This is a genomic window from Lonsdalea britannica (assembly GCF_946477055.1).
GTDB classification, from domain to species: domain Bacteria; phylum Pseudomonadota; class Gammaproteobacteria; order Enterobacterales; family Enterobacteriaceae; genus Lonsdalea; species Lonsdalea britannica_A.
This window is the reverse complement of record NZ_CAMKXG010000004.1, coordinates 1-12,327: the sequence shown is the minus strand read 5'-3', so window position 1 is coordinate 12,327 and position 12,327 is coordinate 1. Positions and strand designations below refer to the sequence as shown.

Annotated in this window: 9 protein-coding genes; 2 read left to right on the top strand and 7 right to left on the bottom strand. The window is 58.7% G+C overall.

What is annotated here, in order from left to right; genetic code table 11:
• Window positions 1-72: 72 nt before the first annotated feature.
• Entirely contained in the window at window positions 73-624 is a 552-nt protein-coding gene (gene yjgA / locus Q7O77_RS00750) for a ribosome biogenesis factor YjgA (RefSeq protein WP_304162404.1), read from the top strand.
• Between the two features lie 50 nt (window positions 625-674).
• Here the strand turns inward: yjgA and Q7O77_RS00745 are convergent, their stop codons facing one another.
• From Q7O77_RS00745 to aaeX, 4 genes are all read right to left on the bottom strand, one after another.
• On the bottom strand, window positions 675-1,307 hold the full coding sequence (locus tag Q7O77_RS00745) for a LysE family translocator (RefSeq protein WP_304162401.1): 633 nt from the start codon (window positions 1,305-1,307) through the stop codon (window positions 675-677).
• 142 nt (window positions 1,308-1,449) lie between these two features.
• On the bottom strand, window positions 1,450-3,408 hold the full coding sequence (gene aaeB / locus Q7O77_RS00740) for a p-hydroxybenzoic acid efflux pump subunit AaeB (RefSeq protein ID WP_304162398.1): 1,959 nt from the start codon (window positions 3,406-3,408) through the stop codon (window positions 1,450-1,452).
• 9 nt (window positions 3,409-3,417) lie between these two features.
• A complete protein-coding gene (gene aaeA, locus Q7O77_RS00735) occupies window positions 3,418-4,365 on the bottom strand; it encodes a p-hydroxybenzoic acid efflux pump subunit AaeA (protein WP_304162395.1) in 948 nt (315 codons plus the stop codon).
• A 7-nt stretch (window positions 4,366-4,372) separates the two neighbouring features.
• Window positions 4,373-4,576: a p-hydroxybenzoic acid efflux pump operon protein AaeX gene (aaeX, locus tag Q7O77_RS00730; protein ID WP_085651086.1), complete on the bottom strand. Its 204-nt coding sequence runs from the start codon at window positions 4,574-4,576 to the stop codon at window positions 4,373-4,375.
• Between the two features lie 316 nt (window positions 4,577-4,892).
• Here aaeX and aaeR point away from each other — a divergent pair, with 316 nt between their 5' ends.
• Window positions 4,893-5,831 (top strand): HTH-type transcriptional activator AaeR, encoded by a 939-nt coding sequence (gene aaeR, locus Q7O77_RS00725; protein WP_304162391.1) that lies wholly within the window; start codon window positions 4,893-4,895, stop codon window positions 5,829-5,831.
• Between the two features lie 36 nt (window positions 5,832-5,867).
• Here aaeR and tldD read toward each other — a convergent pair whose 3' ends face one another.
• The 3 genes from tldD to rng all read right to left on the bottom strand — a co-directional run.
• Window positions 5,868-7,313 (bottom strand): metalloprotease TldD, encoded by a 1,446-nt coding sequence (gene tldD / locus Q7O77_RS00720; RefSeq protein ID WP_304162387.1) that lies wholly within the window; start codon window positions 7,311-7,313, stop codon window positions 5,868-5,870.
• A 46-nt stretch (window positions 7,314-7,359) separates the two neighbouring features.
• Entirely contained in the window at window positions 7,360-11,187 is a 3,828-nt protein-coding gene (yhdP, locus tag Q7O77_RS00715) for an AsmA2 domain-containing protein YhdP (RefSeq protein WP_304162384.1), read from the bottom strand.
• Window positions 11,188-11,304: 117 nt separating this feature from the next.
• Window positions 11,305-12,327: ribonuclease G (gene rng, locus Q7O77_RS00710; RefSeq protein ID WP_304162381.1), on the bottom strand; the 1,023-nt coding region annotated here is incomplete at its 5' end.

Here is a 12,327-nt window from a genome sequence, read left to right as displayed (position 1 = left end):
AACAGGATCTGCCGACAATTTCGCAGCAAGCCATAACCTGATAGGATCGGCCTCTTTTTGAGGAAACCACGCATGAATAAACACCCCGAAGACTGGCAGGACGACGTCCCGCCTACCAGCCAGGAAGAAGACGACGACGAAATTATCTGGGTCAGCAAAAGCGAAATCAAACGCGATGCTGAAGCCCTGAAAGATCTTGGGGCGGAACTGGTCGCCCTGGGGAAAAATGCCCTCGAACGTATCCCGCTGGATGAAGAGCTGCTGGCCGCCGTCGAGCTGGCTCAGCGCATCAAGAAAGAAGGTCGCCGACGTCAGCTGCAGCTGATCGGCAAAATGCTGCGCGCGCGCGATCCGGAACCGATTCAGCTGGCGCTGGATAAACTGAAGAACCGCCATAACCAACAGGTTGCGTTATTCCATAAGCTGGAGCAACTGCGTGACCGTCTGCTGGCGGAAGGCGACGACGCCATGAGCGACGTGCTGACGCTTTATCCTCAGGCCGATCGCCAACAGCTGCGCTCATTACTGCGTAACGCTCAGAAAGAGAAAGCAGCCAACAAGCCCCCGAAATCATCTCGCCAGCTGTATCAATATCTGCGAGAGCTGGCCGAAGCCCAAGCGTGAAAGTCCTGACCGGCAGCTGGCGTACTCCTCGCCGCCGGTCCGCCCTATCGCTACTTGGCTGATGCCGCCAGCGCCGTACCCGCAAAAATAAACAGTGAACCGGACGCGCGGTTGAACAACCGCAGACGTTTCGGGTGCGCAAACAGGGAAGACACGCGTTTTCCCATGCAGGCGTAACAGAACATGATGCTGCAATCCAACACCGTCCAGGTCAGCGCCAGCAGTGCAAACTGACTTGCCTGCGGCATGCTGGTATCAATGAAGTTGGGAAACAACGCCGCGAAGAACAGCAGATCTTTCGGATTGCTGATGCCCACCGTGAAACCGCGTCTGAACAGCGTGAATGCGCCGGGTTCATCGACCGGCAGCGCGACGCTTTCGGTTTCCGTCACCGGGCCGGTTTTTGCTCGCCACGCCGAAATCCCCAGCCAGATAAGATAAGCCGCGCCCACCACCTTCAGCAGCATAAACGCTGTCGTCGACGCCGCGAGGATCGCCCCCAGTCCGAGCGCAGAGCCGGTCATCAGCAGCAACGCGGCACACGCCCCGCCTGCGATAGTGGCAATCGCACGTCGTTGTCCATAGCGCAGACCATGCGTCATGCTGATGAGCGCAGACGGGCCGGGAATGGCGATCAGCGCCACGATCACGCCGGTGTAAACTAACCAAAGGTGCAAAGTCATAATACGTCGTTACCTGTACGTCAGCTGCGCGTGTCGCCACGCACGTTACGGTGAATGAAGTCAAAAAAAGGGGTGGAGAAATACTACACCGTCCGCCCAAACAGAGATAGCGGGACGATGTGAAGAGGCTTCGGCGGCGTCATTAGCCGATAAACGCATTCTGATTTCGCCGCAGTAAGGCAATCAAGCGGCTGACCGAGGCGATCGTTTTCTCCGCGACCCGATGGTCCAGCAAAGCCTGCTGATACGCATCCATCTCCTCCAGCAGCTGCGTGAAGTAGCGGCTGCGCACCGTATCCTGCTTCGCCTTAATTACCCGTCCCGCCGTCGCCCGCAGCTTCCGGTGGTGAGCTGCCAGCGTTTCGCTGACGGGAATATCCAGTTGCCGCAGCCCCTGATGCGCGATGATCAGCGACAGGGCCAGCCGGTATTTGGCGATATCGCCCGGAAAGCGATTCAGCAGTAGAAACAGGTATTGATAAAGCGCGGGCAGATAGTTGTCCTGCCGTCGATCCTGACGCGTGTTCAACGCCGATACCGCACCGAAAACGAAGCGATTCATCAGCGTCCGCCCCGTCCAGGCCAGGGAGTTATCCCGAATCAGCAGAATAACGAGATAGGCCAGGAAGCAGCCGATGATTTGCCCGATGGCGCTATCCAGAAACTGCGCGAGATCGAAGGTCATCGGATTATCCAGCACCAGAATATTGATGGTGGTGGCTAACGACGCCAGCGATCCCAGCCGTCGCTTCTGCACTTCGATACCAATAAAAAAGGCCATGAGGCCGAGGCTCAGACACAGCAGCAGTTGACTCTGCTGAGTGGCGGGCAGCACCAGCATAAACATGAACGATCCCAGCGGCAGCGCGAACAGCGTTCCGACCAGAAAATCCTTTGCCATCATTTTCGGATTGGGCAAACGCATCGCCAGCGCGGTCACCACGGCGAGCATCACCATACAAACGCTGCCGGAGTTCCATCCCGTCGCCAGCCAGAACAGGCACCCTAACGTCGTGGCCGCCCACGTGCGCACGCCGTTGATCATCGCGTGATGGGTCTCTGCGGACGTGGCTTTCACCGCCACATCCGCCGTCAGCGCCTCCGCCTCAATACGGTTGATGCGTCCGTTGCTCTGTACGCCTCGCATCAGGAGATGGTAACGCGTCGCCGTCGCGACCCAGCCGACAAGCGACGGCGGCAGGCTGGCGCCGTTGACGGCCACCAGATAACGCAGCTGGCGTAAGCGCTGACGACCTTCCTCTGGCGTCTTGACGGGCTGCTCCAGAAGCACAGACAACGCGCCGTCGATCGGCGCTTTGCTGTCTTGCAGAATCAGGTAGGTTTCGCAGGCTTGGGTGATCATCAGCCAGGACTGGGTCACCATACTTTTAAGGCGCAGGTTGCTGGGCTGCCAGCGGGACGACTCGACGCTCAGCTGGCTGCGCATGCCGTTCAGCGACTGGGTGTTGCGCACCAGCGCGTGCCAGTGAGCATCCAGTTCCTCTTTCGAAGCCCCGAATACGCAGCGTTGCAACAGCTGGAACTGATCCAACAGCAGCGCTTTCATTGCACGATCGATGTCTTGTTTGATGGATCGCGGAGAGAACAGCAGATCGGCCAAGATCGCGCACATGATGCCGAGCACAATCTCGCTGCAGCGCTCGACGGCGAACTGCGGCGCCTGCAGAGGCGTGCTCTGGGTCGTGACGACGATAATCAGCGCGGTATAACCCGCCAGCCCAAAGGCGTAGGAGTTTTCCACCCGTACCAGCGATGAGATCCACACGCAGGCGCCCGCCCACAGGCAGCTCAGCATCAGCATCACGACCGGCGCACGCGCCGTGTTGACGATGATGACCAGCGCCCCGATACAGCCGATAAACGTCCCAATAATACGCAGCAGCCCACGATAGCGGATGGCGCCCGAAAACGGCTCCCCGCCCGCGACGAAAGCGGGTCCGGCGGCCACGATCGCGGCGGTTAGCACCGCCCAACGCGGGGTTTCCAGCTGCATATAGAATCCGAGCATGAGCGACAGCAAGATCGCGAAACTCAGCTTGAAGGCAAATCGCAGCCGGATAAATCCGGGGAAATTGAACATGGCGATGCCTTACCCGAACTCGCGCAGCCGGTGCATCAGTTTCAACATCGGCGACATTGATTTCGTATGCTCCGTTTTTTCCCCTGTGACCACAACCGTCGCGGTGGTGCCTGCCGGATAGAGATTACCCATCTGCTGGTCCAACCGAATTTTTACCGGCACCCGTTGCGCCAACCGGACCCACTCCAGATTGGAGTCGACCGTCGCCAAGCCGCTGCTGTCGGTGGTGATATTGCTGTTGGTGACCGCCGAGGCCACGCTATCCACCGTGCCGTACAAAATTCGGTTGCTGCCGAGCGGCGTGATTTCCACCCGCAAGCCGGGACGAACGCCGCCCAGCTTGGTCTCTTCCATGTACGCCCACAGGTAATAGGAATCTTTTTTCACGAGCGCGACCACGGTCGCGCCGCGAGTGATGAATTCACCGACCTGCAGATTCAGGTTGGTCACCCAGCCATCCGACGGCGCGCGGACGACGGTACGATCCAGATCGAGCCGGGCCAGTTCGAGCGAGGCCTGCGCCTGCGCCAGCTGATGCTGCGTTGTCTCCAGCGTATTGCCGTACTGTTCGATCTCTTCCCGCGACAGCGCCTGCGTCCCCAATTTCAGGCGGCGGCCCGCTTCCCGTTTTTTCTCAACCACCAGCGATTGGTAGTAGTCGACGTTCGCCTGCGCTTCAGCCAGCGCCTGCTGATAGCGAGGCCTGTCGACTTCAAACAGGATGTCGCCCTTCTTCACCAGTTGGTTATCGTGGACGTTGACGGTGGTCAGCAATCCGCTGACATCGGGCGCGATAGCGATGATATCGGCGGTGAATCGCGCGTCTCGGGTCCAGGGCGATTCGGTGTAGAAAGCCCATACGCGCACGATCGCCACCAGAGCCAGTAAGGCCAGGGCGAGCGTGATCGCGATACGAGCGAATTTTTTCAAATAGATTGTCAGCGCGGATGTATTCACAACGACCTCAAAGACCGAAACGGAACAGCAGATAAAACAGACAGCAGAACAGCGCGGTGTTGAACAACGCGGGATGCCAAACGACATCGTAGATCCCGGTCGGCTGTAGCAGACGGATACAGATATAAAACAGCGCCAGCGATACCAGCAGGACAAAAAATACCGGTGGGAACGAGAGGCCGAACAGGACCATGACCGGAAGCGAATTCATCTTTTTCTTATCTCTCTCACTCTGATGCGCAATACACCCTGTAAGCAGCATAGCAAATAACCAAAAAAAACCTCCGCCCGCAGTCATTGACCGCCAGCGGGGGAAGACACAGCAAGACTGATAACAATAATGAAGAACATACGTAACGAATGATCGGTATGATGAAGCGCTTACTTTTTCATTCATAGAGGTAACAAAGACAGAAGCACAGCGAGGGGAACACCGCGCTTCCTGTTTAGACACGCCTCATTATGGATGTTTATTATGACCTTATCTACCCAGTGTGATCTAAATCACTTTTAAGCCAGGCTTAATAATGGAACGACTAAAAAGCATGACCGTCTTCGCCAAAGTGGTGGAGTTCGGTTCATTTACCGCCGCCGCCCGGCAGCTGAAAATGAGCGTCTCCGCCGTCAGCCAAACGGTGACCAAGCTGGAAAATGCGTTACAGGTGAAACTGCTGAACCGCAGTACGCGCAGCATCGGGCTGACCGAAGCCGGGAAAATCTATTACCACGGCTGCCGTCGCATGCTGGTCGAAGCGCATGAAGTCCACGATCAGCTGTATGCGTTTACCAACACGCCGATCGGCACGCTGCGTATCGGCAGCACTTCCACCATGGCTCAGAACGTACTGGCGACGATGACGGCGGAAATGCTGAAGGAGTATCCGGGGCTGTCCGTCAATCTGGTCAGCGGCATCCCCGCGCCGGACCTGATCGCCGACGGTCTGGATATCGTGATCCGCGTGGGAGCGCTGCAGGACTCAAGCCTGTTTTCCACCCGCCTGGGGTCGATGCCGATGGTGGTGTGCGCCGCCAAAAGCTACCTGTCACAGAACGGCGCGCCGGAGAAACTGTCCGACATCGACAACTTTTCCTGGTTGGAATACAGCGTGCGGCCTGATAGCGAATTCGAGCTAATCTCGCCGGAAGGATTAACGACACGGCTGAAGCCGCAGGGGCGCTTCGTCACCAATGATTCCCAGACGCTGATCCGCTGGCTCAAGCACGGCGCGGGAATTTCACATGTGCCGCTGATGTGGGTTTTTGAGGAGATTAAGCGCGGTGAAGTGGAAATTTTGTTTGCCCACTACCATTCCGATCCACGTCCGGTCTATGCCTTGTATACGCGCAAAGACCATCTGCCGCTAAAGGTGCAGGTGTGCATCAATTATCTGACGGAGTACTTCAAAAAGGTGGCGCTGACCTATCAGGGGTATCGCCAGGAGAATCCTCCGCCGTCGGCGCCCTGATAGGACGTCACGACGACGGAGAAGAACGGTGGGGAATTAAGCCGTGCCGCCCACCGTCAGGCTGTCTAGTTTCAGCGTGGGCTGGCCGACGCCGACCGGCAGGCTCTGGCCTTCTTTACCGCAGACCCCGACGCCCATATCCAGCGACAGATCGTTGCCCACCATCGAGATTTGCTGCATGGCTTCGATACCGGAGCCAATCAGCGTCGCGCCTTTGACAGGCTTGGTGATGCGACCCTTTTCGATCAGATAGGCCTCCGACGTGGAGAACACAAACTTGCCGGAGGTGATATCCACCTGACCGCCGCCGAAGTTCGGCGCATACAGGCCGTAGTCCACGCTGGCGATGATCTCTTCCGGCGTTGATTTCCCATCCAGCATGTAGGTGTTGGTCATGCGCGGCATCGGCAGATGCGCATAGGACTCACGACGACCGTTGCCGGTGGGCGCGACGCCCATCAGACGGGCGTTGAGCTTGTCCTGCATATAACCCTTCAGCACGCCGTTCTCGATCAGCACGTTGTACTGACCCGGTACGCCTTCATCGTCCATCGCCAACGAGCCGCGACGGCCTTCCATCGTCCCGTCGTCCACGACAGTACACAGCTCGGACGCCACCAGTTTGCCCATCTGACCGCTGAATACCGACGTGCCGCGACGGTTGAAGTCGCCTTCCAGACCGTGACCGACCGCTTCGTGCAGCAGCACGCCCGGCCAGCCAGCACCCAGCACGACAGGCATTGAACCCGCAGGCGCCGCGACCGCGGAGAGATTGATCAGCGCCATACGAACGGCTTCTTTTGCCCAGGCTTCCGCTCGCGCTTCGCCTTCCACCAACTGCCAGAAGTAGTCGTAACCGGTACGCGCGCCGCCGCCGCTTGAGCCACGTTCACGCTTGCCGTCCTGTTCCACCAGCACGCTCACGGACAAACGTACCAGCGGGCGAATATCCGCGGCCAGCGTGCCATCCGTGGCCGCCACCAGCACCAGCTCATACACGCCGGTCAGGCTGGCGCTGACTTCCTGCACGCGGGCGTCTTCCGCACGGGCCGTCGCATCCACGCGCTGCAGCAGGGCGATTTTCTCTTCCCGCGTCAGGCTATCCAACGGATTTTGGCTCGGATACAGCGCGCGATGCGCCGACTCGCCCAACGCATGCACCGCGCCGTTACCCTGTTCTCTCACGATACTGCGGGCCGCCTGCGCGCTCTGGTGCAGCGCATTTAACGTAATCTGGTCGGCATAGGCGAAACCGGTCTTTTCGCCGCTGACGGCACGGATCCCCACACCCTGATCGATGTGGTAGGAACCGTCTTTGATGATGCGATCTTCCAATACCCAGGACTCATGGTAGCTGGATTGGAAATAGAGATCGGCATAGTCCAGACGACGCTCGTTCAGCGTCTCCAGAATCGTATTTAAATCGTTCAGGCTCAGCTTGTTGGCTGTGAGTAATTGCTCACTGACTAACGTCAGACTCATAGGATGTCACTCTTCATGTCAAGGTAATCAGATAAACATGCCGCCCTTACTGGCCGGATGTCGCCGCGCGGGCTTTCTGCTTTTCGCGCAGAACTTCCTGAATCTTCGGTTGATCCACACTACCGGAAATATGGTAACGAATCAGGGAAAATTTATTCCACAACGGCGCCAACACTTTGCTGGCGGCGAATACCGCCGCGCCAACGACCGGGTTCACCACAAAGGCCGCAGCCACCCCGACCGTACCGGAAAGCTCCGGCGCGACCGTCGCTTCCATGTTGATCTGCCGTTTCACCAGATCGACATCGCCGCTCATGGCGATGTCCGCCTCCAGTCCATCGACCAGCAGATTGTCCGTATGCAGCACGCCAGACTTGATCCACGCCGAGCTGCGGATACTGTCGAAATAAAAGCCTTTATTAAAGGTATCGCTGAAATCGAACTGCATTTTGCGCAGTAACGCATCGAAGCTGATCAGGCGAAGCAACTGCCCGGCGGAGCCGCTGCTCGCGCTGGTGATTTCCCCTTTCCCGAGGCGGGTCTGCAAGATGCCGCTCAGCGTGGGCAGGTCCGGAGACCACGGTTCGCCGTGCCAATAGAGATCATAATCGATGTTGAAGGACTCACCCCGCAGCGGCGTGGAAATGCCCAGCCACTCGGCGCTTTCCGTCAGGCTATCGCCCGACAGAACGCCTTTCAGCGAGGTGCGGCTTCCGCCCTCAGCCTGTTGCCAGGTGCCGTTGAGGGTCAAACGCGCCTTGCCGTCATCCACCAGCCCGCCACGAATCGAAATCTTGTTTCTCTCCGGTACGACTAACGCCTGAATCCGGCCCAGATTCTGTCCCATCGCCCAACATTCGTTGCAATTCAGCTGTAGCGTAGGCCACCCGGCAAAGGTCTCGTTGGTGAGGGTAAAGGGCGCTGCGGCTTTGCCCGACGTGGAAGGCGACGTGCTCCCGGACCATTGAGGATTGTAGTAAAGATAGCGAATGTCGCTTCGCCACACGCCGGTACGCGGGATCTCCAGGCGTCCGTCGATCTCGCGGCCGCGCGCCGTCACCGCAGTGCCGCCCGTCGTCGGGTACGCGCTCAGTTCCAGGTCGCGCCACTGCTGGCCCGCCAGCGTCAACTGCGGCGTCGTCACGGTGATGCGCTCTGGCAACGAGAATCCACTTCTCCCCGTCCCCATCGCGGATTTCGCACCGGACAGCAGCCCCAGCCAGCGTTCGCCGTCGAGCGCAGGCAGATTTAGCGTAGCGCCGTCTTCGCCGGTCAACGCAGGGGCACTCTTACCGCCGTCCCGCCAGACCGCCTGAGCCAAGGCCACCGAGTGTCTTTTCAGCAACCAGCGGCTGTTGAACCGCTGACTCTTAGCCAGCACGCCCTGTACGGTAAAGCCGCGCAAGTCGCCTTTGGCGCTCAGCTGAACCGGCAGCGCTTTGCCGGACGCTTTATTGAGTGGAGAAGGTAAGTGACTGCTTACTTCTTTTAAGTCGGCCTGAGCATTCACGTCATAAGTTGCGCCGCCCTTGTGCGGCAACGTGACGCCCACCTGGGTTTTCCAGGACGCGTTGCCGCCCAGCGCGCTGACGACGTCGGCAGGCAAACCGGGCAGTCGAGCTGGCTGTACGTTGCCCTGCAGGTCCACGTTAACCTTAAATGCGTTCTCCTGCTCTTCCGTGGTGAAACTGGCGGTCAGCGGTTGCCCGAATACGGTGGCCTGCAACGGTTCACTCTTCAAATTGCCGTTGTCGTAGCTAAAGCGGCCGGTGAGCTGGCGCAACGTGACACCCAGCGGTTTGATGAACAGGCTGTTATCGTTCATCGTGACCTCGCCGCTCGCCCGTACCAGCTTACCGTTCAGCGGGATGGACAGATGCAGTGTGCTGGCCACGTTGCCGCCGACCTGCAGCTGCTGGAGCGCGGTCCCCAGCGTGGATTTCAGCGGCGTTTGCATGAAGTAATCACTCACATCTTTGCCGCTGCCGCTCAGGTCGCCGTCGATCAGCAACAGCTCCTGCTGATAGTTGGGGATCGCGGCATCAATGTTGCGGCCTTCAACGTTGCCGAGCCGCGCCTGCGGGGCATTCATCCACAGCCCGTTATTCAGGAAGTTCAGGGTAATATTTTCACTGTTTAGCGCGGGCCAACCGGGTTGGAAGCCGAATTTGGCGTTTTTCAGCGGCACCCACACCTGAAATTGTCCGTCATGATGCGTAAAGGGGAAGTTCGAGGGATTACCCGCAAAAATCAGGGTGCCGTTGTCTACCGAGCCCCCCTGCACCGCCTGGCTGAGGTAATTGACCAGTCTTTTTCCCATAAAGTGTTCGGGATAGTAGCGCCATGCCTCCGCGCCATCGTGCAAACGCAGCCCGGCGAGGATATTCAACTGCGGCTCGCCCTTGGCGGGATGGCGATAGTCAAAATCACCGTTGACCCACAGCGATTTGGCCTGCACGTCCAAGCCTTTCGACCACAGCGACCACCCTTGATCGTCGCTGCGCCAGTGCAGGTTCCCTTCCACTTTTTCCATTTCCAGCGGCGCGCGGAACATGCCCGGATAGGGCAACGTGCTCTGGTTCAGTTGAAGATGTACCTCACCGCTACCCACGCTCCCGCTGACCGTACCGGAAAAATGGTCAATGCCCGGCAACATCTGCCAGGGCTGCCAGCTGACATCCTGCCAACCGACCTGAAAACGGCTGTCCTGCGGCGTCGCCAGCGGAATATCCAGCGCCAGCGTCGTCAACTGCCCCTTCGGCTGCAACGCCTGCCAGCGTGTTTTCAGTTCAGGCATGGCGGAGGACAGCAAGGGCAGCAGCGGCGTAAAGCGCTCCAGCGCCAGATTGCCGCTGCGCACGCGCAGTTCACCCTGTAGCGCTTCTCCGTCAACCGGCTTATCGGCCGGCAACCACTGCGCAGAGATCGCCGCCTGCGGCCAGGCCTGACCGTCCGTCTCGACCTTCAACGCCGGGATAGTCAGCTGCCAGCCGTTATCCTGCCGATTGGCCTGTAGCATCATGTTGTCGACGCTGATGCGGTGAGTCTCTTTGCCATCGCGCCAGCCCGCCGTGCCTTCATTGAGCAGAATATCGCCCCCGGCGATCTCGCCGTTACGCACATGCAGCCAGGTCGCCAGACTGAAGTCCGCGTTCTCCAGACCGGTGTTGTTGCGCAACCAGCGGCTCAGCCACGGCTTCATATCGATATCATCGGCCTGCAGATAAAGGGTGCCGTCATTCAGCCATCCCTGATCGTCCTGCAAGTCCATGCGCATCTGCACTACGCCGTGCTGTCCGTTAAAACTCGACAGGCTGATTTGGCCTTCGGCGCGATGACGATTGTGGCCGTTCAGCCAGGTCAGCTGGGGAATAAACAGTTCGGCGCGCGGGCCGGAGGGCGTCAGAAAGGTAATACGACTGTCGCGCAGATCGAAGTGATCGAGCTGACGCAGAAACAGGTCGGTCACCTGGCTCGCCTGCCAGCCGCTGTCGTTGTTTTTTTGCGAAAATTGCAGGGGATGTTTGATGTCCAGCTGCATCTGATAGAAGGTAAGATCGCGGAACTGCCAGCGCAGGTGAAGCAACGATTGCCATACATCCAGCGCCAGCGTGACGCGTTCCGACTGCCAGTCGGCATCCGGATGCTGAATGCGGATGTGGTCAATTTCCAGCGTAGGGCCGAACGGCTCCCAACTGCCGTTGAGGCTCGCGACCTCTATCGGAATCCCGGAGACAGACTGCGCCCAGGCCACCAGCCGTGGTCTGAATTCGTCCAGATGCGGCATGACGAGCCTCAGCCCACTGACCGCCAGCGCAACCAGTACAATAAGGGTGGCTCCCGTCGCAAGTACTATTCCGGGCAGTCGCCTCACGCATGTCTCCTTGTTTTTCGTCACCGGCTGCAGAGCTGGCGGAAGCGCCATATCCACATCACATCGACTATCCGTTTTCTGCTATCGCTTGCCGCCGGCATCCACACGCCGTCTGTATTACATCATCACCACGTCGAACTGCTCCTGACTGTACAGGGGTTCGATCTGGACTTTGACCTGTTTCGCGACAAAGACTTCCACTTCGGCCAGCGCGTGGGACTCTTCGCCTTTCAGCGCTTCGCCGACGCGCGGCGAGGCATAAACCAGGAAGCGGTCTGAATCGTAAGCGTGATGAACGCGCACAATTTCGCGTAGAATTTCGTAGCAGACGGTCTCAACCGTTTTCACCGTACCGCGACCATGGCAGGTAGGACAGCCGCTGCACAATACGTGCTCAATACTCTCACGGGTACGTTTACGGGTCATCTCCACTAATCCTAGTTGAGAGAAGCCGCTAATACTGGTTTTTACCCGATCTTTACTGAGCGCCTGCTCCAGCGAATGCAGCACGCGCCGACGGTGGTCTTCGTTGCTCATATCGATGAAGTCGATGATGATGATGCCGCCCAGATTACGCAGTCGCAGCTGGCGGGCAATCGCCTGCGTCGCTTCGATATTGGTATTAAAGATGGTTTCATCCAGATTGCGATGCCCGACGAAAGCGCCGGTGTTGATATCAATCGTCGTCATCGCCTCAGTCTGATCGATGATCAGATAGCCGCCCGACTTCAGTTCCACCTTACGATCCAGCGCGCGTTGAATTTCGTTTTCCACGTCGTACAGATCGAAAATCGGCTGTTTACCCGCGTGAAGCTCCAGCTTGCTGGCCATCTCGGGGATGTATTCGGAGGTGAACTCCACCAGCGAGTCAAAGGTCAGCTTGGAGTCAACGCGAATGCGATCCAGCGCCGCGCCGGCGAAATCCCGCAGGATACGCTGGGCCAACGCCAGTTCGCCATACAGCTGGCAGCGGGTTTTGTTGCGTTTCTTACGCTCCATCACCTTGGCCCACAGGCGCTTCAGGAACGCCGCATCTTCCGTCAGCTCCTGTTCGCCCACGCCTTCGGCGGCGGTACGAATGATGAAGCCGCCCTGTTCGTCGCAGTAAGCGGACACGATGTGCTTGAGGCGCTCGCGCTC